This window comes from Paraburkholderia yinzeri, from assembly GCF_046581065.1.
Taxonomy (GTDB): Bacteria; Pseudomonadota; Gammaproteobacteria; order Burkholderiales; family Burkholderiaceae; genus Paraburkholderia.
The window spans coordinates 349,289-375,270 of the sequence record NZ_JBFOCJ010000002.1 but is presented as its reverse complement, the minus strand read 5'-3'; the positions used below and the strand labels follow the sequence as shown (position 1 = coordinate 375,270).

Here is a 25,982-nt window from a genome sequence, read left to right as displayed (position 1 = left end):
ACGCACTGCTTGCCATGCTCGGCATCGGGCTCGTCAACATGCTGGTCGCGCTCGACCAGACCGTCGTCAGCACGGCATTGCCGTCCATCGTCGCCGAACTGCACGGCTTCGAGTTTTATGCCTGGATCGCGAGTGCTTATCTGCTGGCCTCGGTCGTGACCGTGCCGGTGTTCGGCCGGCTCGGCGACTACTTCGGGCGCAAGCGGTTCGTGATCGCCGCCGTGATCGTGTTCACGGTGGCTTCGGTCCTGTGCGGGCTGGCCACGGGCATGCGCTTTCTCGCCGTGGCGCGCGCGCTGCAGGGCATCGGCGGGGGAATGATGGTGGGCACGGCGTTCGCCTCGATTCCCGATCTTTTTCCCGATCCGCGCGCCCGCGTGCGCTGGCAGGTCGTCATGGCGGCCGCGTACGGCATCGGCACGGCGGCGGGGCCCTCGCTGGGCGGCTGGCTCAGCGAGCACTTCGGCTGGCGTTCGACGTTTCTCGTCAATCTGCCCGTCGGCGCGCTCGCGCTGTACTTCATCTGGGCGCATCTGCCTGCCTACCGGCCTGCCCGCACGGGCGAGGTGCGCATCGACTGGACCGGCGCGGCGCTCGTCGCGCTCGTGCTGGGCTGCTTCCAGACCCTGATCGAAGCCGTGCCGAAGGAGGGCTTGAGCGTGACGAGCCTGGCGCTTGCCGCCGTGGTGGTGGCCGGCGCGGCGGCACTTCTCGTCTGCGAGCGGCGCGCGACGCATCCCATGATTCCGCTCGATCTCTTTCGCGATCCGCAGCTCGTCACGTTGTTTACGCTGTCCACGCTGTCGGGCTTCGTGATGTTTTCGTTGATTTTCTTCGCGCCGCTGCTGCTGCAAGGCGGCTTCGGCCTCTCGCCGCAGGAAGCGGGGCTGCTCGCGACGCCGATTGCCGCCTGCATCGCGCTCGGCAGCGTGATCAACACGCGCATCGTGATCCGCCTGCCGAAGCCGACCGCGATTCTCACGGTGGGCTTCGGCCTGCTCGTGATCGCTTCGGCAAGCCTCGCGTTCGCGACGCTGCGCACGCCGCACCTGTGGCTCGAGCTGGCGATGTCGGCGGTCGGCATCGGGCTCGGTTTCATCCTCAACAACCTGAATGTGTTCGGGCAGGAGATTGCCGGGCGCGAGCGCTTCGGCATTACGACCGCGCTACTGCAATCGACCCGGATGGTGGGCGGCATGCTCGGCACCAGCATCGTCGCGACGATCGTCAATCACCGCTACGCGGCGGGCGTGGGCGACGCGCTGGCCGTGCTGGGCGCGCCGCTGCAGGCGCGCTGGCGGCCGCAACTGGCCGATCCGCGCGTGCTGGTCGATCCGGCGCTGCGCGACACGCTCGTCTCCCAGTTGAAAACCGCCGGGCTCGACGGGGCGGGGCTCATGGAGGCGGTGCGCCATGTGCTCGTCGATGCCATTCACCTCGGCATCGGGCTGACGGGCGTCGCCGCGCTCGTGGCGGCGTTGCTTGTGCGGCGGATCTCGCATATCCGCTTCGGCCGCGCGGCGCCGGCGGCTAAAACCCCGTGAGCTTGCTGAAGCAGCGGGTGGGCGACGGCTCCGCATCGGCCCGGTTGCGCTGACGACCGTTGGCGGCAGTCACTTCAGACACAATCCTCAGACAAAACGCGTAAGCTTCCCGCCCTGATGCAGGCCTTGCCGGTTCCCAGGATCGGGGCAAAGGTTCAGGCGGCGCTCGCCATTTGCCCGAACATGGCTGTATGGGTCTGCTGGCTCATGGCGATATCGAGCGCGACGGCATTCTCCACGCCGATGCGCTGGGGCTGCCCGAGCCGCTTGATCTCCATGCCGGTGCGGCGCAGCATCCGCTCGATCGGGGTCGTCGTCACGGTGACGTAGCGCTGGATACCCATGCGGTCGGCGAAGGTAATGGCCGAGCGGATCGCCTGCGAGGTCAGGTCGGCGAAACCGAAGGCATGGTCGTTGTCCGATTCGATCGCAAAGCGGCTCAGCTCCCAGATCTGGCGGTCGGCGGGCGCGCTCTCGCCCTGCAGGAGTTGGGCAAAGGTGTCGCGCAGCATGTTGGGGCCTTCCGTGGGCATCAGGCGCCAGCAACCGCGTACGCGGCCGGACGGCTCCTGGATCAGCATGTAGTGGGGCCCGAGCGCGTCATAGCCGTCGACTTCCATACCGGCGATGGTGGGCACGTCCCACCCCAGGCGGTCCCGGAACACACGGGCCCGCAGGCGGTACATCTCGTTGACGTCTTCGTTATTGAAATCCTGTCTTTGTCCTATCCGGATAACAGCTTGCATGGCTTTCTCCCGGTTGCGTGTAGGAAGTACAGCAGTACCGATCGAAAGCTATGCGTTTTGGGTACAAAAGAACACCTATCCAGATAGGTAGGTGCGCGGAGAGGGTCAGTTCTGGAGAATGACTTCGGCGGCAGTCACTCACCAGGCATAACTCTGAGAGCGAGAAACACCATGGAACTTCTGGATCATCAATGGCATGTGGGTGCGCATACGCAGTCGCTTCCGTCAGGCGAACTGTCGTCGGCAATCGACCGCATCCTGATCATTGCGTATCGCAAGAAGAAGAAAGAAAGCCAGCGCCGTTTCTGGGCCCGTTTCGGGGTTACCCAGTCGCGCGGCAGCCGGTTCGAGTCGGGCGCGGAAATTCCGCCGCCGGTCTCGATTTTGCTCGGTCTTTATTTCAACAAGACGATTTCGGACGGCGATCTCGGCCGTGCCGAGCGCGTTCTGCGTCGCGCCGACCTGCCGCTGGCAGCGCTTAGCCCGGGTCAATAAGCCCCATCTGGGTCGCGATCACGGCCGCCGCGCGCCGCGAATTGACGCCGAACTTCGCACGAATGTTCTTCATGTGGAAGTTCACGACGGCTTCCGAGCAGTTCAGGATGTGCGAAATCTCCCAGGTGGACTTGCCGAGAGCAGTCCACTTGAGGCATTCCTTTTCGCGCGGCGTAAGCTTGGGGATCAGCGACTGAACGTGGTCGTTCAGGTGCCGCTGGCTCGTGTCGAGCACGAGATCGCGCAGCAGCACGAGATTCGGCAGGGCGCGATCGACGTCCTGCCAGAACTGCTCGGTCGGATTCGTGTCGTTGACGAAGCAAAGCATGCCGATCTCCTGGCGCGGGCCGTGGATCGGCAGCGTGATGCCCGCGCGCAGGCCGTACGACCGGGCCTCCTCGTACATCGTCTGTTGCTGCTCGCTGGCGAACAGCGCGGGCGACCAGATCAGCGGCGCCGAGCGCGTCGTGCAATGCGCCACCGTCGGATCGAAATACGCCATGTTGTGGTCGTTGTACGTCTGCCGCCAGGCGCTGGCGTAGTTCGTACGGATGAAGGCATCCTCGAGCCGCATCCCCGGGCGCGGCAGGATCGCCATCAAGATCTGGCTGAATCCCCATGAACTGGCGAGCCGGGTCACCGCCTCGAACCACGCGGCCTCTCCTGGCGCGTCGAGTACGGGCGACATCTGCTCGATGAAATGTAGAGGCACTTCAAGACTCTCCGTCGGCGGTGGGCCAGATCGCAAGTCGAGCCCTGGCGAGATCCGGCCTCGCTTCTTATGATGTAACAATTTATCACTAAATCTCGCCCTCATTGTTTTTCCCTGGCTTTAAGTCTGGCAAGACGAAAGGGGAATGGCAGCGGCATCGCCGGAGAAGTGTCGGGCCGGTAAGGTGTTTAACGGCGCAAGAGAGTAAAGCCTGTCCCGCTTCGCGCCGCGCGCAGCACTGCGGCCTAAAGGCTGTGTAGCCCATCGGCAGGCACGGGCGCGCGAGGGCTCCCGCAGGCGCGGCCCGGGGCGCATCAACCCTTGCGCTGCAGCTCGACAATGCGCGTTGGCCGCAGATGATTGAGCGAATAGTGGAGCCGGCCGGGGCTGCGCCGCGTGCCGGGCGGCTGCGCGTCGACGAACTGCCAGTCGAAGTCGTAGGCGGTGAGCGGGGCGGCCATGCCCTTGTCCAGCATCTCGAAGCCGGGCGCCAGGGCGAACAGCAGATGATGTCCGCCCCTACGGCTGTCGAAGCCCCCAAGACCGTCGCCGGCTTCCGGCATGCTGTTGTCGAGCGTCGCGTCGCTCGTCGTGACCTCGTCGGAGCTCATGCCGGCGTTGGCGGCGAGCGCCGCCAGCTCGCGGCGCTGCTCGACCGCGTCGTCTCTGCGTTTCATGGTGCGTCCTCCAGGGAGGTTGCGGGTTGGCCGCCGTGCGGGCAGCCGTGCCCCGCGCGTTCCTCCGTGGCCTGAAACGGGCCGCAAAGCAAGGCGAACGCCCAGGGAAACGGCTCCAGCGATTTAACCTTTTTTAGTTTGGATCGCGCTTTTTCCTCGGAGTATGATCCTCTTTCAACGAGTTGGCGCGCTATCAATCAACGGCCCTGACAGGCGGCCGTGCCGTGGCTTTGCCGCATGATCCTGGACGCGCCCGCCGATAACGGAAAAACGGAAGAGGCAGTCAGGGGCGGATGACACACATGCACTTCGACGCTGCATTCACGCATCGCGGCTATTTGCTCAATTGCGCACCGGCGCGCACGGGCGATGGCCGCTGGCAACCTTATGTGGTGATTTCCCGTTCGAGCGACGGCGAACTGGTTGCCAACCGGTTCTTTCCCGCAGAGCTGCGCTTTCCCGACGAAGCTACCGCCATCGCGCACGCACGCGACTGGGCCGTGCGCTGGATCGACGCCAGCAGCGTGCCGCTCTAGCGCACGGCCGGACCTGGCCACAGACCTCTGAAAGCAGAGGCACCCAGCCACGGGCGCCTCGGCGAACTCGTGCAAAACGCGGTAATCTTTGGGGTCCGTACATCTCACCGGCGGCCCACGCCGCCACGCCCGCTTGACCATGTCAAATGCCGCTACCCCCGACTGGGGACTCGAACAGATCGTCGCCGACCTGCGTGCGTCGCGCGAGCAACTGCACCGCACGCGTCATCCGCTTGGCATTCGCGAGCTACCTTCGCGCGACGCCGTTGTCAGCATCGTCGCAGGCCTGCGCGCGGCGCTTTTCCCGACGCATTACGGCGCGCCCGATCTCACCGACGAGAGCGTGGACTACTACGTCGGCCACACGCTCGAAAGCACGCTGCGCCTGCTCGCGGAGCAGATTCGCCGCGCGTTGCGTTTCTTGCCGGAAAATGCCGATACCGGCGAGGAAATCTTGCGCGCTCGCGCCTTCGAAGTGGCGCGCGAGTTCGGCCGCCAGTTGCCGGGCATCCGCGCGCTCCTCGTGAGCGATATCCAGGCCGCCTTCTCCGGCGACCCGGCCGCGCAGCACATCACCGAAATCCTGCTCTGCTATCCCGGCGTCTGGGCAATGACGCACCACCGGCTTGCCCATGCGCTGCACCGGCTCGGCGTGCCGCTGCTCGCACGCTTCATCAACGAGATCGCCCATTCGTTGACGGGCATCGACATTCACCCCGGCGCACAGATCGGCCCGAGCTTCTTCATCGACCACGGCACGGGCGTGGTGATCGGCGAAACCGCGATCATCGGCGAACGCGTGCGTCTTTATCAGGCCGTGACACTCGGCGCGAAGAGCTTTGCGACCGATCAGGACGGTACGCTCGTCAAGGGCAATGCGCGCCACCCGATCGTCGAGAACGACGTGGTGATCTATGCGGGCGCGACGATCCTCGGCCGCGTGACGATCGGGCGTGGGTCGGTGATCGGCGGCAATGTGTGGCTCACGCATAGCGTGCCGCCCGGCAGCAGCGTGCGGCAGGGCAAGATCCGCGAGATCGAGCGCGGCGAAGAAGGGTCGCAGAAGTAAGGCGCGGGGATGCCGTGAGCGGCGTCCCCTGCCTGGCTCACCGGACTCAGGTGTTGGAGAGGCTCATCGCCCCCGAATTGCCGACAATGGCGAGAAATTCGCGGCGCGTGGACGGGTCGGAGCGGAATGTGCCCAGCATGCGCGAGGTGACCATCGCTACGCCTGCCTTGTGCACCCCGCGCGTCGACATGCACTGATGCGCCGCTTCGAGGATCACGCCCACGCCCTTGGGCTGCAACACTTCGTTGAGCGTGTCGGCGATCTGCGCCGTCATCTTTTCCTGGATCTGCAGGCGTTTCGCAAAGGCGTCCACGAGGCGCGCGAGCTTCGAGATGCCCACGACGCGATGCTCGGGCAGATAGGCTACGTGCGCGCGACCGATGATAGGCACCATGTGGTGCTCGCAGTAGCTTTCGAAACGGATGTCCTTCAGGACGATCATCTCGTCGTAGCCGTCCACTTCCGAAAACGTGCGCGACAGGATCTCGCGCGGGTCCACTTCGTAGCCCGCGAAGAACTCCTCGTAGGCGCGCACCACGCGCGCGGGCGTGTCGATGAGGCCTTCGCGCGTGGGGTCGTCGCCGGCCCAGCGCAACAGCACCCGTACGGCATCTTCGGCTTCCGTCCGCGACGGGCGGGCCACGGGTTGCGACTTGCTTTTCTTCGTCTTGCCTGCGTTTTTTCCGTCGCTCATGCAATCGGCTCCTGTCATGTGGCCGGCGCCGCGCGGCGCGCACCACGAGCAAGCATTGTTTCATGTTTTATGTATGACCGTGCAGCGCGGACACGATTTGCGCCAGCCGTTCGCTGCCGGGCGTATTGTTTCAACTGCGGTTTCAACTGCGGTTTCAACTGCGGTGGTGCCGGTCAGGTGCCGCACCGCTGGCAGCTTTCGTGTCTGCACCCCAGGTGACGCACGCCTTGACAATCCGCCTTGACGGCTCCGATAATGCGCCAAGCGTTCGCTAAACGAATCAACGTTCGTATATAGAACTTTTTGCGATCGAGTGGCAGACACATGTCGCTGGGCGCGCCGCTTTCAGGAAGAGGCATGATCAACAAGATTTTCGACTCGCTTCAAGTCGCCGTCGCCGACGTGCACGACGGCGCCACGGTGATGATCGGCGGCTTCGGCACGGCCGGCATGCCGGCCGAACTGATCGACGCGCTCATCGCGCAGGGCGCCCGCGATCTCACCATCGTCAACAACAATGCCGGCAACGGCGACACGGGCCTCGCCGCGCTGCTCAAGGCAAAACGCGTGCGCAAGATCATCTGTTCGTTCCCACGCCAGACCGACTCGTATGTCTTCGACGCGCTCTACCGCGCCGGCGAGATCGAGCTCGAACTCGTGCCGCAGGGCAATCTCGCCGAGCGCATCCGCGCGGCGGGCGCCGGCATCGGCGGCTTCTTCACGCCCACGGGCTATGGCACGAAGCTGGCCGAAGGCAAGGAGACGCGCCTCATCGACGGCCGCCACTACGTGCTGGAGTCGCCGCTCCATGCCGACTTTGCGCTGATCAAGGCGTACAAGGGCGACCGCTGGGGCAATCTGGTCTACCGCAAGACCGCGCGCAACTTCGGCCCGATCATGGCGAGCGCCGCGAAGGTCGCGATTGCCCAGGTGTCGGACGTCGTGCCGCTCGGCGAACTCGACCCGGAGGTGATCGTCACGCCCGGCATTTTCGTTCAACGTGTCGTCGAAGTGCCGCAGCCGGCGCACCCGACGCAGCGAGCCGAGCAGGCGGCCTGAGGAGACAAGCCATGAAACGATTGAATCGCGATGAAATGGCCCAGCGCGTGGCCGCGGACATTCCCGAAGGCGCGTACGTGAATCTGGGCATCGGCGTGCCCACGCTGGTGGCCAACCACCTCGATCCGCACAAGGAAATCTTCCTGCACAGCGAAAACGGTCTGCTCGGCATGGGCCCGGCGCCGGCGCCCGGCGAGGAAGACGACGAACTCATCAACGCAGGCAAGCAGCACGTCACGCTGCTGACCGGCGGCGCCTACTTCCATCACGCGGATTCGTTCGCGATGATGCGCGGCGGCCATCTCGACTACTGCGTGCTCGGCGCGTTCCAGGTCTCGGCGAAGGGAGATCTCGCGAACTGGCACACGGGCGCGCCGGATGCGATTCCGGCCGTCGGCGGCGCGATGGATCTGGCCATCGGCGCGAAGCAGGTCTTCGTGATGATGGAGCTCCTGACCAAGCAGGGCGAGAGCAAGCTCGTCGCCGAGTGCTCCTATCCCGTGACCGGCGTGCAGTGCGTGGACCGCATCTACACCGACATCGCCGCGTTCGACGTGACCGGCGAAGGCCTCGCCGTGCGCGAGATCTACTCGGACATCGACTTCGACGCGCTGCGGAAACTGGCCGGCGTACCGCTGATCGACGCCACCGGAACGCGCCGCGCGGCTTGATCCTGCGACCTGAGCTTGCGACCCGAGCTGACGTGGGCGCATGCGCTTTAGCTTGACGGCATGGCGCGGCAGCCGGCGGCACCTGCCGCGCGGGCGCCGCGCCATGTGCGCATTCCAGGGTATTGCACGCCGACTCCGAAGCCTGACATCTTTCTGCCCGCCCCATGACTGAACGCCTGACGAACCTGATCTGCGGAACCGAACCGATGAACGCGGTCTGGTCGCCGCGCGCGACGCTGCAACGGATGCTCGACGTGGAGGCGGCGCTCGCGCGCGCGTCGGCGGTCCATGGCGTGATTCCGCACACGGCCGTGGCCGCGATCGCCGAATCCTGCCAGGCCGACCGGCTCGACGCCGAGGCACTCGCGCGCGACGCCGCGCTGGGCGGCAATCTGGCCATTCCGCTCGTCAAGCAACTGACGGCGCGCGTCAAGGATATCGATCCCGAAGCGTCGAAGTACGTGCACTGGGGCGCAACGAGCCAGGACATCATCGATACGGCGACCGTGCTGCAGTTGCGCGACGCGCTGGCGCTGATCGAGGCCGGGCTCGACGCGCTTTGTGCGACGCTGGCGGGCCTCGCGCGCGCGCATCGCTCGACGCCCGCGGTGGGCCGCACGTGGCTCCAGCAGGCGTTGCCCATCACGCTAGGCCTGAAGTTCGCACAGTGGCTCGATGCGTTGCTGCGCCACCGCGAGCGGCTCGCGGCGCTGCGCGAGCACGCGCTCGTGCTGCAGTTCGGCGGCGCGGCCGGTACCCTCGCGAGCTTGCGCGATGCGGCGGCGAACGTGAGCGCAACGCTCGCGCAGGAACTGGCGCTCGCGCAACCCACGCTGCCATGGCACACGCAGCGCGACCGCATTGCCGAGGCGGCCGCCTTCTTCGGCATGCTGATCGGCACGCTCGGCAAGATCGCGCGCGACATCTCGCTGCAGATGCAGACCGAAGTAGGCGAGCTGGCCGAGCCGGCGGCGGCGGGCAAGGGCGGTTCCTCCACGATGCCGCACAAGCGCAACCCCGTGGGCTGCGCGGCCGTGCTGACTGCCGCGGCGCGCGCGCCCGGCCTCGTCGCAACGGTGTTCGGCGGCATGGTGCAGGAGCACGAGCGCGCGCTCGGCGGCTGGCAGGCCGAGTGGGATGCGCTGCCCGACCTCGCGCGCCTTGCCGGTGGCGCGCTCGCCCATATCGGGCAGATCGCGGGCGGTCTCGAAGTGCGGCCCGAGCGTCTCGCGGCGAATCTCGACGCCACCCACGGCCTGATTCTCGGCGAGGCCGTCATGCTCGCGCTCGGCGACGCCATCGGCCGGCTCGATGCGCATCACCTCGTCGAGCAGGCCTCGAAAACGGCCGTGCAGAGCGGCCGCCCGCTCTACGACGTGCTCGCGGCCAACCCCGCCGTCACGCAACATCTGGATGCCGCGCGCCTCAAGGCGCTGCTCGATCCGGCCAATTACACGGGCGAGGCGCATGCTTTCGTCGACGCGGTGCTCGCGTCGTACGCGAAGCGCGCCACCCCTTCTTCATCGCAGACTCACGAGGAGTAATCCGCATGTCTTATGCAGCCGTCAACGGCACGAAGCTGTTTTACCGCATCGACGGAGCCGCGAACGGTGCCGCGCCCTGGCTGGTTCTGTCGAACTCGCTGGGCAGCGACGTGTCGATGTGGACGCCGCAGCTCGTCGAATTCTCGAAGCACTTCCGCGTGCTGCGCTACGACACGCGCGGCCACGGTCATTCGGACGTGCCGCCGGGACCGTACACCATCGAGCAGCTCACGGGCGACGTGATCGGCCTGATGGACCACCTCGGCATCGAGCGTGCGCACTTCGCGGGTCTTTCGATGGGCGGTCTGACCGGTGTGGGTCTCGGCGCCCGCTACGCGAGCCGTATCGACCGTCTCGTGCTGTGCAACACGGCCGCGAAGATCGGCTCGCCCGAAGTGTGGGGGCCGCGCGCGGCGAAGGCACGCAACGAAGGGATGCTCGCGCTCGCCGACGCCGTACTGCCGCGCTGGTATACAGCCGGGTTCATGGAGCGCAATCCGCTCGTGATCGCCCAGGCGCGCGACGTGTTCGCGCACACGGACAACGAAGGTTATGCGTCGAACTGCGACGCCCTCAACGCGGCCGACCTGCGCGGCGAGGCCCGCTCGATCACCGCGCCGACGCTCGTGATCTCCGGCACGCACGATCTCGCCGCCACGCCCGCGCAGGGCCGCGAGCTTGCGGAGTCGGTTCCGGGCGCGCGCTACGTGGAACTCGACGCTTCGCACATCTCGAACGTCGAGCTTGCCGGGCCGTTCACGAAGACCGTCGCCGATTTTCTGCGGGAGGCACGATGACCGAAGACGAGCGCTACGAAGCCGGGATGACGGTACGGCGTGCGGTGCTGGGCGACGCCCATGTCGACCGCTCGATCGCGAACCGCACGGAACTCACCGAGGAGTTCCAGAAGCTCATTACGCGCTATGCGTGGGGCGAGATCTGGACGCGCGAGGGTCTGCCGCGCCACACGCGCAGTCTTCTGACGATTGCGATGATGGTCGCGCTCAACCGCGGCGAGGAACTCGCGCTGCATCTGCGCTCCGCGAAGAACAACGGCGTGACGCGCGAGGAGATCAAGGAAGTGCTGCTGCAAACGGCAATCTATTGCGGCGTGCCCGCGGCGAACTCGGCGTACCACCTGGCCGACCGCATCTTCCGCGAGGAAGACGGAGCGCAGGGCTGAGCGGGAGGCGCCGGGCGGGCGCGGGGGCTTATTCCTCGGGCTCGCCTTCGGCGACGTAGCGGCGCAGCGTGGCGAGCAGGGCGGCTTCCTCGGCGCGCGTCGCGGCGTCGCTGGCGGACCCGGCTTCGCGTTCCTCGCCGAACATCGAGGCAGGCGCATCGAAGGTCTCGACTTCCTGCCCCTCGCGAAACACGCGGATTTCGTGTGTGTTCGTGAAGTACTCGGCTACCCAGTGGACGCCTTCGATATGCGTCCCCACACGGATCGGTGTCTTCATCGGTCCATTCTCCACGAGCCGCGCCATCGCGGCGTTGCATGCTTCGATAACCCGAAGATACGCCGTTGGCGCGCGTCGTGCCGTCATTTCTGAGCCGTCGCCGGGAAAGGTGCGGCGGCTCAAATGAAAAGCGGCCCGTTTCAGTGACTCGTCCGGGGCCGCCTTGCTCGTGTGATGGAACCGTTCGCGCCGCAACCGCGGCGCTGGCATGAGCCTTACTGCACGGTCGCGAGCGCGTTGCGCACGGTGTTGAAAATACGCGCGATTTCTTCTTCGCTCACGATCAGCGGCGGCGAGAACGCGAGGATGTCGCCCGTGAAGCGGACCAGCACGCCGGCCTCGAAGCACTTGAGGAACACTTCGTAGGCACGCGCGCCCGGGGCGCCGTCGCGCGAGTCGAGCTCGATGCCGGCCACGAGGCCGAGGTTGCGGATGTCCTTGACGTGCTTCGCGTCGCGCAGCGCGTGCGCGGCGGCTTCGAACTTCGGCGCGAGGCTCGCGGCCCGCTCGAACAGGCCTTCGCGGCGATACAGGTCGAGCGTGGCCACGCAGGCCGCCGCCGCGAGCGGGTGGGCGGAATAGGTGTAGCCGTGGAACAGTTCGATCGCGCCCGGCGCGCCGCTGTTCACGATCGTGTCGTGGACCGTGCGGCTCGCCGCCACGCCGCCCATCGGCACGGCGGCGTTGTTGATCGCCTTCGCCATCGTGATGAGGTCCGGCGTGACGCCGAAATACTCGCTCGCCGTGGCCTTGCCGAGACGGCCGAAGCCCGTGATGACCTCGTCGAAAATCAGCAGGATGCCGTGCTTCGTGCAGATCTCGCGCAGGCGTTGCAGATAACCTTGCGGCGGGATCAGCACGCCAGTCGAGCCTGCCACCGGCTCGACGATGACAGCCGCGATGGTCGAGGCGTCGTGCAGCGTGACGATGCGCTCGAGTTCGTCGGCGAGATGCGCGCCCCACGCGGGCTGCCCTTTCGTGAACGCGTTGTGTTCCAGATTGTGCGTGTGCGGCAGATGGTCGATAGCCGGCAGCAGTTGACCCGAGAACGCCTTGCGGTTCGTGACGATGCCGCCTACCGAGATGCCGCCGAAGCCCACGCCGTGATAGCCGCGCTCGCGGCCGATCAGCTTCGTGCGCTGGCCTTCGCCGCGTGCGCGGTGGTAGGCGAGGGCGATCTTGAGCGCCGTGTCCACAGACTCCGAGCCCGAGTTCGTGAAGAAAATACGGTCGAGGCCCTCGGGCATGAGCCCGGCGATTTTGGCCGCCGCTTCGAAGGCTAGCGGGTGGCCCATCTGGAAGGTCGGCGCGAAATCAAGCGTGCCGGCCTGCTGGGCGATCGCGGCGACGATTTCGTCGCGCGCGTGGCCCGCGTTCACGCACCAGAGGCCCGCGCTGCCGTCGAGCACTTCGCGGCCGTCGCTGGTTCGGTAGTACATGCCCTTGGCCGATTCGAGCAGGCGCGGCGCGGCCTTGAACTGGCGGTTGGCCGTGAAGGGCATCCAGAACGACGACAGATCGTCGATGACGGGGCGCGAAGTCATGCTGTTCTCCTCCATAAGTAGGTGAGACGAACTGTAGCGCCCCGACTTGAACGTCGGCATAGACAGTCTCTATACTGCGCTGATAACTGTGCTGGGCAATCCTCGCCAACTGTATTGGCAAGAGCGCCATGCCGACCGCCATTCATCACCGTTTCCCATGATCGAACTCGAACTCGAGCGCGGCCGCCGCGCCACGTCCACCCTCGTCGAACAGCTCGTGAGCGCCTTCGCGCGGGCAATCGAAGGACACTCGCTGCGCGCGGGCGCGCTGCTGCCCTCGGTGCGGCAACTGGCGCAGCAGCACGCGCTCTCGACCTATACGGTTACCGAGGCCTACACGCGGCTGGTGTCCATGGGCCTCGTGGTGGCGCGGCGCGGCTCGGGCTATCGCGTCGCGCCGCGCGCGCCGGCTGCGAACGCAAGCCCGGCGCACTGGCAGCCTCCCACGCTCACGGCCACCTGGCTGCTTTCGGATGTATTCGCCGACCATTCCGTGCCCATCAAGGCGGGCTGCGGCTGGATACCGAGCGAGTGGATCAACGAAACCGGGCTCCATCACGCGCTGCGTGCGACGAGCCGGGTGCCGGCCGTGCGCCTTGGCGACTACGGCCATCCCTACGGGTTCGCGCCGCTGCGCGAGCGCATTGCCGCGCAGCTCGACCGCCAGGGCCTGCCGGTGGAGATGGCCAACGTGCTGCTCACGCAAGGCGCCACCCAAGGGCTCGACCTGATCGTGCGGACACTGCTGCGCCCCGGCGACGTCGTGCTCGTCGAAGACCCCGGCTACTGCAACCTGCTGCAGATCCTCAAGCTGGCGGGGCTCTCGGTGCATGGCGTGCCGCGCACACCGGCGGGGCTCGATATCGAGGCGCTCGAACAGCAGGCCGCGGCGCACCAGCCGAAGGCGATCTTCGTGAATACGACGCTGCAGAACCCCACGGGCGCGACCTTCACGATGGCGAACGCTTTCCGCCTCCTGCAGATCGCGGAGCGCCACGGCATGTGGGTGGTGGAGGACGACGTGAGCCGCGAGCTTGCGCCCGCGGGGGCGCCGCTCTTCGCCGCGATGGAGGGGCTCTCGCGCGTACTGTACGTGGGGGGCTTTTCGAAGACGGTGACGCCCTCGCTGCGCTGCGGCTACGTGGTGGCCGAGCGCGACGTGCTGCGCGAGCTGGCGCGCGCCAAGATGGCCGTGGGGCTGACTTCGTCGGAAACGATCGAGCGCATTGTCGACAAGGTATTGCTGGAGGGCCGCTACGCCCGCCACGTCGAACTCGTGAACGAGCGGCTGAAGGGGGCGCACGCCGTGGTCGAGGAGCGGCTCGACGCGCTGGGGTTCGAGATCTTTCACCGGCCGCGCGCCGGGCTCTTCGTCTGGGCGCGCCTGCCCGTGGAGCCGGCGCGCGCCGGCGAGATCGCCACGGCGGCGCTCGCCGACGGCATCTGGCTCGCGCCGGGCTCCTACTTCCGTCCCGACGACGCGGCCAGCGGCTGGTTCCGCTTCAACGCGCCGTACTCGACGGACGACGCGCTGTGGCGCTTCATTGCCCGCGTGCGCTGAAGCGGACGTGAGATTAGCGCGAAATGAAATGCGCGAAGAGCGGATACATCGAGAGGACGAGCGAGAGCGCCATCGCGACGTTGAACGCGCGCATGCGCCGCGGATTCGAGAGAAAGCGCCGCACGCCGGTGCCGAACGCGGCCCACATACAGATGCAGGGCAGGCCGATCACATAGAACAGCGCCGCCATGATCACGGTATTGAGGTTGAAATCGGCCGAAAGGCGGATTGTCGTGACGGCCGTGAGCACCATCATCCAAGCCTTCGGGTTGATCCACTGGAAGGCGATGGCTTCGTGAAAGCGCATGGGCCGATGCTCGCCGCGCTTCACCTTGAGCTCGCCCGAGGTGCCGATCTTCCATGCCAGATAGAGCAGATACGCGACGCTCGCCGCCTCCAGCACGTTGTAGAGAACGGGAATGTGCTGGAACGCTTCGCCAAGGCCCAATCCCACGCAGAGCATGAGCACGACGACGCCGGCACTGATGCCGAGTATGTGCGGCACCGTGCGGCGAAAGCCGAAGTTGACGCCGGAAGCAAGCAGCATGGTGTTGTTGGGGCCGGGCGTGATGGTCGTGACGACGACGAAGAGCATGCCGGCGGGCAGGGCGCTGAGCAATTCGGGCAACATGACGCGGGCACTCCGGGTAACGATCTATACCGGCGCAGTGTATCGAGTATGGTCTGTACAGTACCGGTACAGATTGGAGGCCGGATAGCGGTACGGATCGGAGAACGGAAGGCGGAAAGTGTCCGCGCCGCTACTCCCCCAGCGCTTCGATGAAGCGCGAAAACAGCTCCGGCTGCGTCGAAACCCCGAGCTTCGTGTACAGATGCCGGCGGTGTACCTTCACGGTCTCCGGTGAGATAGCGAGCTGCTCGGCGATCGCCTTCGACGAGTTGCCGCGGAGCACCATCCGGGCGATCGCCATTTCACGCTCGGTCAAGAGACCGGCGCCGAAGCGGGCAAGCGCCTGCTCGACGCGCGCCCCCAGATCGACGGCGTCGGGCGCGCTGTGCGCCGACTCGCCGGCCAGCTTCCAGTGCTGGCGCATGGTCGCGAGCACCCAGGGAAGCGCCGTGACCAGTTTGCCGAGCGGTTCGGCATCGAAGCGCGCCGAGGCACCGAGCGACAGCGAAAGCAGCATGTCGGGCTGCGGCCGTACGAGGATCTGGATCTCGTCCTCGCCCACTGCGTCGCGGAAATAGCTCAGGAAATACTCGCTCTGGCGGAACAGATCGGGCGCCACTTCCTCCAGCCGGTAGCAGCCGTCGCGCAGGCCGTCGTGCGCCGCCTGCAGAAACGGATCGAGCAGGTAGAGCCCGTTCAGGTAGAGCGGGACGGGCGAGGGCGCGTCGTGACTGAACGCGTCGTATTCCTCGAGCACGAAGGGCACGCCGTCCGGGCCAATCGCGGTCGCCAATGCGTTCTCGAACGGCACGATTTCGTTGAGCAGCAGCACGAGATGGCGCCAGAAACGCGGCTGGCCGAGCTGGTCGAGCGCGCGGCCCAGCGCCTGATGCATGGCGATTTCCGAAAACAGGCGATCCATAGGCAACCGAAACAACCGAAAGGGTGTAACCCCAAGGGGGAATAGCGCTTCAGAAATTGGCTTCCTAGACTGCCACGCAAACTGGTGGCCCGAAGTATGGGCGTTCAAAAAGCGGCAGCACAGGAGAGCAAGATGGCGATGATGTCGGAATCGACAGGTGCGATGCAAGCGCCTTCTGCAGCAGACGATGCGTCGCGCACGCTCGCGCAGACGCTCAGCGTGCGCGACGCGGTGATGATCACGGTGTCGGGCGTTACGCCCGCCAGCTCGATTTTCGTGATCGCGCCGTTTGCGATCCAGCAGGCCGGCAGCGGCGCGGTGCTGTCGTTCCTTCTGGGCGGCGTGCTCGCGCTTGCGTTCGCGCTTTGCTACGCGGAGCTGAGCGCCGCGCACCGCAGCGCGGGCGGCGAGTACGTGATGGCCAAGCGCGTGTTCGGCACGTTGCCGGGTTATCTCACGTTCATCACGGTCCTCTCCGTGAGTGTGTTCATTCCGGCGGTGCTCGCGAGCGGCGCGGCACCCTATCTCAACAACGCGCTCGGCACGCAGTTCGGCAATCAATCGGTAGCGCTGACCATCGTGCTGCTCAGCTATGCCTTGGGCATGCTCAACATCAAGACCAACGCGTGGATCACGGGGGCCTTTCTCCTCGTCGAGGTCGGTGTGCTCATGTTGATCGCGGGCCTCGGATTCGGTGCCCCGCACCGCGGCCTCGACGCGCTGACCCATCCCGTGGTCGCGAACGGCGCCGCGCTCATACCGGCTACGGCCGCCGCGATCGTGCCGGCAATCGGCACGGCGATCTTCTGCTACAACGGTTTCGGCTCAGCCGTGTTTCTGGCGGAAGACCTGCGCGGCGGCAATCGCAATGTCGCGAAAGCCGTGATCTATTCGCTGCTCGTGATCCTGGTCGTCGAGCTCCTGCCGCTTATCGCGATCGTGCTCGGTGCGCCGTCGCTCACGGAACTCTCGAAGAGCGCCGATCCGATCGGCTATGTCGTGCGTGCGCTCAGCAACACGGCCGTCTCGCGCGCCGTGAGCGGCGGCATTTTCCTCTCGGTCTTCAACGCGATCATCGCGATCGTGATCACGATGGGACGTCTGCTCTACAGCAGCGGCCGTCATGCGCTGTGGCCGCGCCCCTGCAACCGCGCGTTCTCGGCGATCCATCCGCGCCTCGATTCGCCGTGGCTCGCGACACTCACGCTGGCAGTGCCGTCCGCGGGGCTCGTGTTCGTGTCGAGCCTCGACGAGCTGACCGCCTTCACGGTCGACCTGTTGCTGGTCGTCTATCTCGTCGTCGGGCTGGCGGCGTTGTCGAGCCGGCTTCTGCGCCGCGACGTGGAGCACCATTACCGCATGCCGCTGTGGCCCGTGACGCCGCTCGTCGCCGTGGCCGGCGCCGCGTACATCCTCTACACGACGCTCGCCACGGCCACGAGGCCCGCCGATCTCTACATCATTGCGGGACTCTTCGTTGCCGCGCTCGTCATGTACACCGCCTGGGCGCGCCATAGCGATACGTTTCGCGCGCTCTGAACCTCGACCGTTTGAACGGTCACTGTCAGTCAAAGGAGAATCTGCACCATGCGTACGAGGGATCTCGGCATCCGCATCGGGCTCGGCACGCCGGGCCGTTTCAACGCAATCACGGACGTGCCGGGCGTGCGCGTCGGGCATTGCACGCTGAACGCCGAGGCCGGCGACCGGTCCGTTCATACGGGCGTGACGATCATCGAACCACGCGCGGGCGCCGCGCGCGACGAGCCGTGTTTCGCGGGCGTGCACGTGCTCAACGGCAACGGCGATGCCACCGGGCTGGAGTGGATCCGCGAAGCCGGTCTGCTCACGACGCCGATCGCCTGGACGAATACCCATAGCGTGGGCGTCGTGCGCGATGCGCTCGTCGCGGCCGAGCGCGAGTTTGCGCGCGAGCGCGTCTACTGGTGCATGCCGGTCGTGATGGAGACCTATGACGGAGTCCTGAACGATGTCTGGGGGCAGCACGTAAGCGCGGCGCACGTCGGACAAGCGCTCGCGGCAGTGCAGTCGGGGCCGGTGGAGGAGGGCTGCGTGGGCGGCGGCACGGGAATGATCTGCCACGAGTTCAAGGGCGGGATCGGCACGGCGTCGCGGGTCGTCGAGGCCGAGGCGGGCGGCTGGACCGTTGGCGCGCTCGTGCAGGCGAACTACGGCCGGCGCGACATGCTGAGGGTCGCCGGTTATCCGGTGGGCGAAGTGCTGCGGCACGTGCATTCGCCATTTCGCGCGCCGGCCGCGCGCGGCGAGGCCGGCATGGGCTCGATCGTCGTCACCCTCGCCACCGACGCGCCGCTGCTGCCGCATCAATGCGCGCGCCTCGCGCAGCGGGCGAGCGTGGGCCTGGCACGGGTGGGCGGCGGCACCGAGGATTCGAGCGGCGACATCTTCCTCGCCTTCGCAACCGGCAACCGCGGGCTGCCTGCGGCGAACTACGGACGCAAGGGCGCGCCGGCAATCGACGTGAAGATGGTGAGCAACGACCATATCTCCGCGCTGTTCGTGGCAGCGGCGGAGGCGGTGGAAGAGGCGATCATCAATGCCCTCGTCGCGGCGAGCGACGTGGAGGCGCGCGGCGCGCGCGCCGAAGCACTGGGCGGAGCGCGCCTCGTCGATGCGTTACGCGAGGTCGGCTGGCGCCCGGGGCGATGAACGCGGCTTGATCCTGGCCAATGCATCGCTGATGCCGGCAGCAGGAGACCGCGGCAGCGAATCAGAAACGGCGCTGGGCCTCTGCGAGGAGTTCGCAGTATTCCAGATGGCGGTTCAGTGCCTTGACGCTGAAACGGCGGACCACTTCGAAAGCCTGGGCGGCGGTGGACGACACTGCGGCGATAATCGCGACCATGATGTTCTCGTTCAGGGTTGTTACCTAAGGGTTAACCCTATTATAGTGATGCGCCGCACAAAATCAAGCCCCGCGGGCCCAGGATGCGGGGATTTCGCAACACAGGGGACGAACCGCTGCGCCGGACCCGGCGGCGCGCTCAGTCCCGAGGGGGAGAGGCCGCCTCGACCTGCCTGAGCGAAGCCAGCAGCCGGGGAATTTCGATCTTGTCGTGCATGCCGAGCTTGCGGTACGCACAGCGCAGATAGTGCCGGACCGTGGTCGGCGAGATCCCCATGCGCTGGGCGACCTCCTTGTGCGACAGTCCTTCGCCGTAGTGCTGGATCGCCACCAGCTCGCGCGGACTCAACCGGTCGAGCCCCGAGCGTACCCGCGCCTCGAGCTGAAACAGGCCCGCGGTCCGCACGCACTGCACGGTTACGCGTTCCCCCGCGAACGGATGCCCCGCGCCGTCGCGCAGCCACTCGACAAGCGGCTGCGGCAGTGTCTGGTTCGCATAGAGGGGCCAGTCCTCGCGCAGCATCGTCTCGAATGCCTTGTCCGCTTGATGCACAGTGCCGAACGAATCGCAGATCGCACGCGCGGGAGAGGCGCCGGCGGTAATGCCGCGTTCGCGCGTGAGCTGGAACGAGCGATTGATCGTCAGTGCCGCGGCCAGATGAGGAATGATGTCCTCGACCTTGTGCGCGTCTTCGCGCGTGAAGGGTTTGTCGAGCGCGCGCCGGTAGACGGAGAGGAACGTCGTCAAGCCGAAGCGGTGATCGAGCGCGGTCACCACCATCAACTGGGCCAGCCCGTATTTGACCGACCAGTCGCGAAACCGCGGCGGCACGCCCGGCTCGACAATCGATACCGACATCGCGCGGCCATACGCGCCGCGCGTTCGCTCTGCCAGCGGGTCGCACTCGCGCACCTTGATCCAGTCGCCAAAGAACGTATCGGGCAGGCACCACGTGAAGCTGTTGTGCATCACAGGACCGCTTTCCGTATGCGTGGTCACGCCGGTCCATCCCGCATCGAACGGGAGCAGTTGCGACAGCAGCCGGAAAAAGCCGTTTTCGAATTCGCCGATGCCCGTTTCGTTCGCCAGCGCGTAGAGATCGAGCAGCAGGACGCTCAGGTCGCGCCCCGGCGCGCCGTTGCGCGCGAACGGGCCTTCGAAGTCGGCGCTGCGCGTAGGCGGCGCCGACTGCGTATAGCCGTCGACGGCAATGGCTGCCGGCATGTCCGGCGCGCTCCCGGATGGCAGGAGCCGGTTTGCGATGCGGGTCAAGCTGGACTCCTCCGGTGCTGTCGTGCCGTTGTCGTTGCCGCTGCGGTTTCCGGCGTGGCCGGTCAAGCGCCGGCTTCGAGCCGATTATACGGGCCGCCGTTTTTCGGCGAACCCCGCTCCTGAATGCCCGTTTACCCCCTCCATTTGAACGGGGCGGACCGCTACGGCGTGCCTGCGGTCCCCGCCGCGGGGCCCCGTACGGGCGGCCCGAGCGCGCCGCGCGGCGCGCATGCGGGTTTTCCGCAACGTCCACTTGAACGTCTGTTCACCCTTTTTCCCGCTACGGACACTGTGCGCAGACCGAAACAACCCCATGGAGCCGGACTCGACCGCCATGAAGAATCTCTCACCGTCCTTCGCCCCGGCCGATCTCGCGCCGCGCGATTTTTCCGCCTCGACGCTGCTTTCGCTCGTGGTTTTCGCGGCCATCACGCCGCTCCTCTTGCTGGTCGCCCCGGCCGTCGCAGCGCAACTCGGCACGCAGCTCGGGCTATCCGCCTCGCAGATCGGCACTTACTTTTTCGTCGAGCTCGGCGCGTTCAGCAGTGCGACGCTGCCTTCGCTGCTGTGGCTCGGGCGCGTCGACGCCCGCCGCGTCGCGGCCTGCGCCATCGTCGTGTTCTGCGCCGGCAACTTCGCGACGGCGCTGCTGATGCCGGGTTTCGCGGGGCTGCTCGTCCTGCGCACGATCACCGCGCTCGGCGGCGGCACGCTCATGGTGCTCTGCATGACGAGCGCCGCCACGAGCACGAACCGCGATCGCGTCTACGGCCTGTGGGTGGTCGGGCAACTGGTGGCGGGCGCTATCGGGCTCTTCGTGCTGCCGGCGCTGTTCGCGAACTTCGGCCTGCGCGTGCTGTACTTCGCCCTCGGCGCGCTCGGCCTGTGCGCCGCGCCGCTCGTGCGCGGCTTCGATCCGGCGCTTGGCTGCGCATCGCATGCGCCCGCGAACAATCATGCCTCGCAGACCTCCGTCACGGCCGGCGCGGCGGTGAACGCCGCGTTCGTGATCGGCGGTGTGTTCGCGTTCTACGTGGCGATTGGCGGCGTATGGACGTTCGCGAGCAAGGCGGCGGCGCTGGCTGGTTTCGACGCGGCGCGCACCGGCGAGGTGCTCGCCATTGCGAGCGTGATGGGCATCGTCGGCGCGGCGTGCGCCTCGCTCATCGGCGGGCGGCTGGCGCGGCTCGCCATGCTGCTCGCGGGCTACGCGATTCTTGCGGTCTCGCTCGCGGGGCTCGCGATGCATCCCGGCACGGCCGGTTACTGCGGGGCGGTGTTCGCCTTCAAATTCGCGTGGACCTTCGTGCTGCCGTTCATCCTCGCCGCCGCGGCGAAGCACGACGGCTCGGGCCGGCTCATCGCTTCGCTGAATTTCGTGATCGGCGCAGGGCTCGCGGCGGGCCCGCTGATCGCCGGCCTGTTGCTCGATGCGGGCGCGTCGCTCGCCGCGCTGTTCGCGGGGGCGGTCGCGATCTGCGTGCTTTCCTGCCTGTGCCTGCTGCACGTGGAGCGCAACTGACGCCCGGCTCCCCACCTTCCGCGCGCGCCCGATGACACCGGCGTCGCTGCCACCTTCGACCGATTGTGAACCACGAGCAAGAGACCTTCATGAGCAAGACAGCATTTTTCACCGACGAGCGGACCTTCTGGCACACGGGCGGCACCCACGCACTGTTCTTTCCGGTAGGCGGCTGGGTGCAGCCGCCTTCGGCGAGCGGCTACGCCGAGTCGCCCGAATCGAAGCGGCGCCTGCTGGCGCTGGTGCAGACGTCGGGACTCGCGGCGTCGCTCGACCTGCGCGGCGCGCCCGCGGCGGCCGAAGAGGATCTGCTGCGGATTCATCCGCGCGACTACCTCGCCCGCTTCAAGGCGCTGAGCGACGAGAACGGCGGCGACCTCGGCGATCTCGCACCGTTCGGCAAGGGCAGCTATGAAATCGCGGCGCTTTCGGCCGGTCTCGCGCTGGGCGCCGTCGATACGGTGCTCTCGGGGCAGGCGGCCAATGCCTTCTCGCTGTCGCGGCCGCCGGGCCATCACTGCCTGCGCGACAAGCCGATGGGCTTCTGCCTGTTCGCCAATATTCCCGTCGCGATCGAAGCGGCGCGTGCGAAGCACGGCGTCGGGCGCGTGGCGGTGATCGACTGGGACGTGCATCACGGCAACGGCACGCAGTCGATCTATTACGACGACCCCAACACGCTGACGATCTCGCTGCACCAGGAGAACTGCTTTCCGCCCGGCTATAGCGGCGCGGACGAACGCGGAGCCGGGCGCGGCGAGGGGGCCAACGTCAATATCCCGCTGCTGCCGGGCGGCGGTCACGACGCCTATCTGTATGCCTTCGAGCGCATCGTGCTGCCCGCGCTCGAACGCTTTCGCCCCGAGTTGATCGTGGTCGCCAGCGGGCTCGATGCGAGTGCGGTGGATCCGCTCGCGCGCATGCTGTTGCACAGCGAGAGCTATCGTGCGATGACGCAGCTCGTGCGCGACGCCGCCGAGCGCCATTGCAAAGGCCGTCTGGCGATCGTCCACGAGGGCGGCTATTCCGAGGCGTATGTGCCGTTCTGCGGCCACGCCATCGTCGAAACGCTCGCCGACGTGCGCACGAAAGTCGAAGACCCGATGCTCGATCTCGCGATCGCGCAGCAACCGAGCCCGCGTTTCGCGGCGTTCCAGCGTCAATTGATCGACGAGATGGCGCAGGCGTTCGGTTACTAGAGACGGCACCGCCTGCCCGTTCCCACCCTGCCGACGTGCCGTTGCGCACGTCCGGCCCCTCGGTACAAACCCTGAAGCCGCACGTCACGGCTGCAGGGTTGCCGATTTGTGCTGCCGCTTTACATTTTTGACCTCCTACATTGCGTTCCACGGTTGGTACGTTGTGGAGCGCGGGCCCCGTGCGCGCCTGCGACTGCCAGAACGAATACGAGAACGGCTCAATGGAGAGAGATCACATGAACGCAGCGGTAGACTCATCGCCCTCGACCGAATTGCGCAAAGGCGCATTGGGTCTGGGCTTCATCGTCTTTTTCGTGATTTCCGCGGCCGGTCCGCTCGTCGCGATTGCGGGCGGATTTCCGATCGGCATCATGCTTGGCAACGGCGCGGGAACACCGGCGCTGCTGATCGCCACGGTGGCGATCCTGCTGATGTTCGCGGCGGGCTATACGGCCATGTCGCGGCATATCACGAATGCGGGCGGCTTCTATGCGTTCACCGCGCGGGGGCTTGGCGGTACGGCCGGGGGCGCCGCGGCGCTGCTGGCGCTGCTCGGCTACAACACGATGCAGATCGGTCTTTACGGCATGTTCGGCGCCGTGACGGCCGGCTTTCTCAGCATGCATTTCGGCATGCAGGCGCCGTGGTGGGCCTGCTCGTTCGTGGCAATGGCGAGCATCGCCGTGCTCGGTTATCGCCAGATCGATCTTTCGGCAAAAGTGCTTTCGCTGCTCGTGCTGGGCGAATACGTCGTCGTGCTGATCCTCGATGTCGCGATTCTGAAGGCCGGCGGCGCGCATGGCGTCGACACCGTTTCCTTCACGCCGCACGTGTTCCTCGGCGGTGCGCCGGCGATCGGTTTCCTGTTCTGCTTCGCGAGCTTCATCGGTTTCGAGGCCACGACGATCTATAGCGAGGAAGCGAAAGACCCGAAGCGTACGGTGCCGCTCGCCACCTACATTTCCGTGCTGCTGATCGGCGGCTTCTACGCGTTTTCGGTCTGGTGCATGATCGTCGGCGCGGGCAGCGCCGAGGTGGTGAAGACGCTCACCGCGCTTTCCGACCCGACGACCTTTCTCTACACGCTGTCGGACCACTACGCGAACGCCACGCTGACCGACGCCATGAGCGTGCTCTTCATCACGAGCGTGTACGCTGGGCTGCTCGCCTTCCACAACTCCGCCTCGCGCTACTTCTACGCCACAGGCCGCGAAGGACTGCTGCCGGGCCGCCTGGGCCGCACGCACCCCGTGCACAGCAGCCCGCACGCGGGATCGGTGGTGCAGACAGTGCTGGCCGCGGCGGTCGTGCTCGTGTTCATCGTCGCGAAAGCGGACCCGGTGCTGACGCTGTTCTCGTGGCTCACCAACGTGGCGACGCTTTGCATCATCGCGCTGATGGCGTTGTCGTCGGCTGCCGTGATGGCGTTCTTCGGCAGGCTGCCCGCGGCGGAAGAGAGCGCCTTTCGCGTCAAGGTGCTGCCGGCCCTCTCGGGCATCGCGCTGGTGGTCGTGCTGGTGCTGGCCATCGTGAACTTCCCCTTGCTCACCGGGGCGGGCGCCGGGCTTTCCTACGCACTGACCGCGCTGCTGCCCGTGTTCGCCGTGATCGGCGTGATCGCGGCAGTCCGTCTCAAGCGGCGCAATCCGCGCGCCTTCGCGCAGCTCGGCAGCTCGAAGCTCTGATTCCGCTGACCGCCCGGAGCTTGGCCCGGGCGGTATCCACTCACCCTCCATCGAACTTCACATGACAATAAAACACAATCCGACGGGTAAGGCATTAGTACTCCTTTTCATTGGAATGTCGACGGGCGCTCATGCGCAAAGCAGCGTAACGCTCTATGGCACCGTCGACGCCGGCGTGATCTATTCCACGAGCCAGCAGGCGACCAACGCGAACGGTTCGGTCAGCAGCGGCCATGCCGTGCAGATGAGCGGCGGCAACCTCGTTCCGTCGCGCTGGGGCCTGATGGGAAGCGAAGATCTTGGCGGAGGCGTCAAGGCCAGCTTCGACCTCGAAAACCAGTTCCTCACGGGCACGGGGGCGATGCTGCAAAGCGGATCGCTCTTCAACCGGCAGGCGTGGGTGGGGCTGGAAGATGCGCGCTTCGGCACGCTGACGGCAGGGCGGCAATACGATTCGTATTCGGACTTTCTCGGCGTCTATGCGTCGAGCAACAACTGGGCGACGCTGTACGGCTCTCACTTCGGCGACGTCGACAACCTGAACGAAGCCTTCAATTTCAACAACGCGCTCAAGTTCACGAGCGAGAATTTCGGCGGGTTCACGTTTGGCGGCACGTTCAGCTTCGGCGGCCAGGCCGGCGATTTCGCCGCGAAGCGCGGCTATGCGCTCGCGGCCGCCTACAACCACGGACCGTTTTCGCTGAGCGCGGGCTACCTTTCCCTGAATCAGCCGCTCGATGCCGCGCTTGGCGGGGCGAGCGACTATATCGGCGACTTCTCGTGCGCGAATGCCGATGCCCAATATTGCCAGTTGCAGAACGCCTCGTCGCTGAAGGCATGGGGACTGGGCGGCTCGGTCGCGATCGACAAGGCCACGGTCGCCGTTGTCTATACGCATACGCGCCTCGAAAACAGCCAGTATTTCGCGAGCGGGGCGAATCCCGGCGGCGCGGACGTCTCTTTCGACATTGCCGAACTGAATGTTGTCTACAACCTGACGAACGCATGGACGCTCGGCGCGGCGTACATCTTCAACGACGCGAAGGTGAGCGGCGCAAGCTCCACGCGCTTTCACCAGATCAACCTTGGCACGAATTACGCGATTTCGAAGCGAACGGCGCTGTATTTGCTCGCCTTCGCGCAGAAATCTTCAGGCGCGGGGCTTGGTATCGATCCGGCCACCGGCGCGAGCGTGAACTATGCGCAGATTCCTAATCTCGCCAATAGCAATTCCGATCGACAGTTGGCCGTTCTGGCCGGAGTGCGGGTTAATTTTTAGATGAGTGTTTTGGAATTTTGATTCGTGAGGGGGGCTTGCTGCTTTGGCCTTTCCTTGTTTTCGTGGTGGTGTGCCAGGGTTGCCCCTGTGCGGGGCGGCACCTACTTTCTTTGCCGCGGCAAAGAAAGTAGGCAAAGAAAGCCGCTCACCCCGCCAGTGTGACGCCGTCCGCCACTCGCCCACCCTGGTAGTGGTTCCGGGGCGTCTGCCATCACTGACCGTTAGCCGGAGTGACAAGGCGCTCATCCTTCCGGCGGCGCTGCGCGCGCCGA

Annotated in this window: 26 protein-coding genes; 16 read left to right on the top strand and 10 right to left on the bottom strand. The window is 66.3% G+C overall.

All coding sequences use genetic code 11. The annotated features are described in order from the left end of the window. Positions 1–14 precede the first annotated feature (14 nt). Positions 15–1,544 carry an MFS transporter gene (locus WJ542_RS18850; protein WP_411192491.1) on the top strand — a complete coding sequence of 510 codons (1,530 nt, stop codon included), beginning with the start codon at positions 15–17 and terminating at the stop codon, positions 1,542–1,544. 155 nt (positions 1,545–1,699) lie between these two features. Here WJ542_RS18850 and WJ542_RS18845 read toward each other — a convergent pair whose 3' ends face one another. Continuing rightward, positions 1,700–2,290, bottom strand: coding sequence for an acyl-homoserine-lactone synthase (locus WJ542_RS18845; protein ID WP_027794509.1), 591 nt, complete (start codon positions 2,288–2,290; stop codon positions 1,700–1,702). 171 nt (positions 2,291–2,461) lie between these two features. On the opposite strand from WJ542_RS18845, the gene WJ542_RS18840 reads away from it, so the two are divergent. Continuing rightward, the gene (locus tag WJ542_RS18840; RefSeq protein ID WP_411190955.1) at positions 2,462–2,785 is read left to right on the top strand and encodes a helix-turn-helix domain-containing protein; all 324 of its coding nucleotides are present in this window, start codon (positions 2,462–2,464) and stop codon (positions 2,783–2,785) included. Here the strand turns inward: WJ542_RS18840 and WJ542_RS18835 are convergent. Together WJ542_RS18835 and WJ542_RS18830 are read right to left on the bottom strand one after the other, a co-directional pair. Continuing rightward, entirely contained in the window at positions 2,769–3,473 is a 705-nt protein-coding gene (locus tag WJ542_RS18835) for a helix-turn-helix transcriptional regulator (protein WP_027794511.1), read from the bottom strand. The two genes, WJ542_RS18840 and WJ542_RS18835, sit on opposite strands and share 17 nt — an antisense overlap. Positions 3,474–3,811: 338 nt before the next feature. Then, positions 3,812–4,174 (bottom strand): DUF3005 domain-containing protein, encoded by a 363-nt coding sequence (locus WJ542_RS18830; protein ID WP_411190954.1) that lies wholly within the window; start codon positions 4,172–4,174, stop codon positions 3,812–3,814. A gap of 302 nt (positions 4,175–4,476) precedes the next feature. On the opposite strand from WJ542_RS18830, the gene WJ542_RS18825 reads away from it, so the two are divergent. After that, complete coding sequence (locus WJ542_RS18825; RefSeq protein ID WP_411190953.1) at positions 4,477–4,710, top strand: hypothetical protein; 234 nt, start codon at positions 4,477–4,479, stop codon at positions 4,708–4,710. A gap of 139 nt (positions 4,711–4,849) precedes the next feature. Further along, on the top strand, positions 4,850–5,779 hold the full coding sequence (gene epsC, locus WJ542_RS18820) for a serine O-acetyltransferase EpsC (protein ID WP_411190952.1): 930 nt from the start codon (positions 4,850–4,852) through the stop codon (positions 5,777–5,779). Positions 5,780–5,825: 46 nt separating this feature from the next. Here epsC and folE read toward each other — a convergent pair whose 3' ends face one another. After that, positions 5,826–6,473 (bottom strand): GTP cyclohydrolase I FolE, encoded by a 648-nt coding sequence (gene folE, locus WJ542_RS18815; protein WP_411190951.1) that lies wholly within the window; start codon positions 6,471–6,473, stop codon positions 5,826–5,828. Positions 6,474–6,830: 357 nt separating this feature from the next. On the opposite strand from folE, the gene WJ542_RS18810 reads away from it, so the two are divergent. The 5 genes from WJ542_RS18810 to pcaC all read left to right on the top strand — a co-directional run bounded on the left by WJ542_RS18810 (position 6,831) and on the right by pcaC (position 10,930). Further along, positions 6,831–7,532 (top strand): 3-oxoacid CoA-transferase subunit A, encoded by a 702-nt coding sequence (locus WJ542_RS18810; protein ID WP_411190950.1) that lies wholly within the window; start codon positions 6,831–6,833, stop codon positions 7,530–7,532. Positions 7,533–7,543: 11 nt separating this feature from the next. Continuing rightward, on the top strand, positions 7,544–8,203 hold the full coding sequence (locus WJ542_RS18805) for a 3-oxoacid CoA-transferase subunit B (RefSeq protein ID WP_411190949.1): 660 nt from the start codon (positions 7,544–7,546) through the stop codon (positions 8,201–8,203). 164 nt (positions 8,204–8,367) lie between these two features. Beyond that, the gene (locus WJ542_RS18800) at positions 8,368–9,747 is read left to right on the top strand and encodes a 3-carboxy-cis,cis-muconate cycloisomerase (RefSeq protein ID WP_411190948.1); all 1,380 of its coding nucleotides are present in this window, start codon (positions 8,368–8,370) and stop codon (positions 9,745–9,747) included. A gap of 5 nt (positions 9,748–9,752) precedes the next feature. Then, positions 9,753–10,544, top strand: a complete 792-nt coding sequence (pcaD, locus tag WJ542_RS18795) for a 3-oxoadipate enol-lactonase (protein WP_411190947.1) — start codon at positions 9,753–9,755, stop codon at positions 10,542–10,544. Further along, positions 10,541–10,930 (top strand): 4-carboxymuconolactone decarboxylase, encoded by a 390-nt coding sequence (gene pcaC / locus WJ542_RS18790; protein ID WP_411190946.1) that lies wholly within the window; start codon positions 10,541–10,543, stop codon positions 10,928–10,930. The genes pcaD and pcaC overlap by 4 nt, the downstream gene beginning before the upstream one ends. A gap of 28 nt (positions 10,931–10,958) precedes the next feature. Here pcaC and WJ542_RS18785 read toward each other — a convergent pair whose 3' ends face one another. Beyond that, on the bottom strand, positions 10,959–11,207 hold the full coding sequence (locus WJ542_RS18785) for a hypothetical protein (RefSeq protein WP_411190945.1): 249 nt from the start codon (positions 11,205–11,207) through the stop codon (positions 10,959–10,961). 215 nt (positions 11,208–11,422) lie between these two features. After that, positions 11,423–12,751 carry an omega-aminotransferase AptA gene (aptA, locus tag WJ542_RS18780; RefSeq protein ID WP_411190944.1) on the bottom strand — a complete coding sequence of 443 codons (1,329 nt, stop codon included), beginning with the start codon at positions 12,749–12,751 and terminating at the stop codon, positions 11,423–11,425. A 157-nt stretch (positions 12,752–12,908) separates the two neighbouring features. On the opposite strand from aptA, the gene WJ542_RS18775 reads away from it, so the two are divergent. Then, the gene (locus WJ542_RS18775) at positions 12,909–14,312 is read left to right on the top strand and encodes an aminotransferase-like domain-containing protein (protein WP_411190943.1); all 1,404 of its coding nucleotides are present in this window, start codon (positions 12,909–12,911) and stop codon (positions 14,310–14,312) included. 13 nt (positions 14,313–14,325) lie between these two features. Here the strand turns inward: WJ542_RS18775 and WJ542_RS18770 are convergent, their stop codons facing one another. After that, the gene (locus tag WJ542_RS18770; protein ID WP_411190941.1) at positions 14,326–14,943 is read right to left on the bottom strand and encodes a LysE family translocator; all 618 of its coding nucleotides are present in this window, start codon (positions 14,941–14,943) and stop codon (positions 14,326–14,328) included. Positions 14,944–15,073: 130 nt separating this feature from the next. Then, positions 15,074–15,865 carry a helix-turn-helix transcriptional regulator gene (locus tag WJ542_RS18765; RefSeq protein WP_411190940.1) on the bottom strand — a complete coding sequence of 264 codons (792 nt, stop codon included), beginning with the start codon at positions 15,863–15,865 and terminating at the stop codon, positions 15,074–15,076. Positions 15,866–15,997: 132 nt separating this feature from the next. Here WJ542_RS18765 and WJ542_RS18760 point away from each other — a divergent pair, with 132 nt between their 5' ends. Both WJ542_RS18760 and WJ542_RS18755 read left to right on the top strand, forming a co-directional pair. After that, the gene (locus WJ542_RS18760) at positions 15,998–17,404 is read left to right on the top strand and encodes an APC family permease (RefSeq protein ID WP_411190939.1); all 1,407 of its coding nucleotides are present in this window, start codon (positions 15,998–16,000) and stop codon (positions 17,402–17,404) included. A gap of 48 nt (positions 17,405–17,452) precedes the next feature. Further along, on the top strand, positions 17,453–18,556 hold the full coding sequence (locus WJ542_RS18755) for a DmpA family aminopeptidase (RefSeq protein ID WP_411190938.1): 1,104 nt from the start codon (positions 17,453–17,455) through the stop codon (positions 18,554–18,556). 61 nt (positions 18,557–18,617) lie between these two features. On the opposite strand, the gene WJ542_RS18750 is transcribed toward WJ542_RS18755, so the two are convergent. Together WJ542_RS18750 and WJ542_RS18745 are read right to left on the bottom strand one after the other, a co-directional pair. After that, positions 18,618–18,752 carry a hypothetical protein gene (locus WJ542_RS18750; RefSeq protein WP_281175886.1) on the bottom strand — a complete coding sequence of 45 codons (135 nt, stop codon included), beginning with the start codon at positions 18,750–18,752 and terminating at the stop codon, positions 18,618–18,620. Between the two features lie 139 nt (positions 18,753–18,891). Then, complete coding sequence (locus WJ542_RS18745; RefSeq protein WP_411192490.1) at positions 18,892–19,977, bottom strand: helix-turn-helix transcriptional regulator; 1,086 nt, start codon at positions 19,975–19,977, stop codon at positions 18,892–18,894. 382 nt (positions 19,978–20,359) lie between these two features. Here WJ542_RS18745 and WJ542_RS18740 point away from each other — a divergent pair, with 382 nt between their 5' ends. The 4 genes from WJ542_RS18740 to WJ542_RS18725 all read left to right on the top strand — a co-directional run bounded on the left by WJ542_RS18740 (position 20,360) and on the right by WJ542_RS18725 (position 25,710). Further along, positions 20,360–21,547, top strand: coding sequence for an MFS transporter (locus WJ542_RS18740; RefSeq protein WP_411190937.1), 1,188 nt, complete (start codon positions 20,360–20,362; stop codon positions 21,545–21,547). 89 nt (positions 21,548–21,636) lie between these two features. Next, positions 21,637–22,746, top strand: a complete 1,110-nt coding sequence (locus WJ542_RS18735; RefSeq protein WP_411190936.1) for a class II histone deacetylase — start codon at positions 21,637–21,639, stop codon at positions 22,744–22,746. Between the two features lie 236 nt (positions 22,747–22,982). Continuing rightward, positions 22,983–24,431, top strand: a complete 1,449-nt coding sequence (locus tag WJ542_RS18730; RefSeq protein ID WP_411190935.1) for an APC family permease — start codon at positions 22,983–22,985, stop codon at positions 24,429–24,431. Positions 24,432–24,546: 115 nt separating this feature from the next. Continuing rightward, the gene (locus WJ542_RS18725; protein ID WP_462880681.1) at positions 24,547–25,710 is read left to right on the top strand and encodes a porin; all 1,164 of its coding nucleotides are present in this window, start codon (positions 24,547–24,549) and stop codon (positions 25,708–25,710) included. Positions 25,711–25,982 lie beyond the last annotated feature (272 nt).

Coding starts and splice junctions, on each gene's coding strand:
- WJ542_RS18850 (WP_411192491.1), top strand. CDS start 15: ATGCTCGGCATCGGGCTCGTCAACATGCTGGTCGCGCTCGACCAGACC.
- WJ542_RS18845 (WP_027794509.1), bottom strand. CDS start 2,290: ATGCAAGCTGTTATCCGGATAGGACAAAGACAGGATTTCAATAACGAA.
- WJ542_RS18840 (WP_411190955.1), top strand. CDS start 2,462: ATGGAACTTCTGGATCATCAATGGCATGTGGGTGCGCATACGCAGTCG.
- WJ542_RS18835 (WP_027794511.1), bottom strand. CDS start 3,473: ATGTCGCCCGTACTCGACGCGCCAGGAGAGGCCGCGTGGTTCGAGGCG.
- WJ542_RS18830 (WP_411190954.1), bottom strand. CDS start 4,174: ATGAAACGCAGAGACGACGCGGTCGAGCAGCGCCGCGAGCTGGCGGCG.
- WJ542_RS18825 (WP_411190953.1), top strand. CDS start 4,477: ATGCACTTCGACGCTGCATTCACGCATCGCGGCTATTTGCTCAATTGC.
- epsC (WP_411190952.1), top strand. CDS start 4,850: ATGTCAAATGCCGCTACCCCCGACTGGGGACTCGAACAGATCGTCGCC.
- folE (WP_411190951.1), bottom strand. CDS start 6,473: ATGAGCGACGGAAAAAACGCAGGCAAGACGAAGAAAAGCAAGTCGCAA.
- WJ542_RS18810 (WP_411190950.1), top strand. CDS start 6,831: ATGATCAACAAGATTTTCGACTCGCTTCAAGTCGCCGTCGCCGACGTG.
- WJ542_RS18805 (WP_411190949.1), top strand. CDS start 7,544: ATGAAACGATTGAATCGCGATGAAATGGCCCAGCGCGTGGCCGCGGAC.
- WJ542_RS18800 (WP_411190948.1), top strand. CDS start 8,368: ATGACTGAACGCCTGACGAACCTGATCTGCGGAACCGAACCGATGAAC.
- pcaD (WP_411190947.1), top strand. CDS start 9,753: ATGTCTTATGCAGCCGTCAACGGCACGAAGCTGTTTTACCGCATCGAC.
- pcaC (WP_411190946.1), top strand. CDS start 10,541: ATGACCGAAGACGAGCGCTACGAAGCCGGGATGACGGTACGGCGTGCG.
- WJ542_RS18785 (WP_411190945.1), bottom strand. CDS start 11,207: ATGAAGACACCGATCCGTGTGGGGACGCATATCGAAGGCGTCCACTGG.
- aptA (WP_411190944.1), bottom strand. CDS start 12,751: ATGACTTCGCGCCCCGTCATCGACGATCTGTCGTCGTTCTGGATGCCC.
- WJ542_RS18775 (WP_411190943.1), top strand. CDS start 12,909: ATGATCGAACTCGAACTCGAGCGCGGCCGCCGCGCCACGTCCACCCTC.
- WJ542_RS18770 (WP_411190941.1), bottom strand. CDS start 14,943: ATGTTGCCCGAATTGCTCAGCGCCCTGCCCGCCGGCATGCTCTTCGTC.
- WJ542_RS18765 (WP_411190940.1), bottom strand. CDS start 15,865: ATGGATCGCCTGTTTTCGGAAATCGCCATGCATCAGGCGCTGGGCCGC.
- WJ542_RS18760 (WP_411190939.1), top strand. CDS start 15,998: ATGGCGATGATGTCGGAATCGACAGGTGCGATGCAAGCGCCTTCTGCA.
- WJ542_RS18755 (WP_411190938.1), top strand. CDS start 17,453: ATGCGTACGAGGGATCTCGGCATCCGCATCGGGCTCGGCACGCCGGGC.
- WJ542_RS18750 (WP_281175886.1), bottom strand. CDS start 18,752: ATGGTCGCGATTATCGCCGCAGTGTCGTCCACCGCCGCCCAGGCTTTC.
- WJ542_RS18745 (WP_411192490.1), bottom strand. CDS start 19,977: ATGCCGGCAGCCATTGCCGTCGACGGCTATACGCAGTCGGCGCCGCCT.
- WJ542_RS18740 (WP_411190937.1), top strand. CDS start 20,360: ATGAAGAATCTCTCACCGTCCTTCGCCCCGGCCGATCTCGCGCCGCGC.
- WJ542_RS18735 (WP_411190936.1), top strand. CDS start 21,637: ATGAGCAAGACAGCATTTTTCACCGACGAGCGGACCTTCTGGCACACG.
- WJ542_RS18730 (WP_411190935.1), top strand. CDS start 22,983: ATGAACGCAGCGGTAGACTCATCGCCCTCGACCGAATTGCGCAAAGGC.
- WJ542_RS18725 (WP_462880681.1), top strand. CDS start 24,547: ATGTCGACGGGCGCTCATGCGCAAAGCAGCGTAACGCTCTATGGCACC.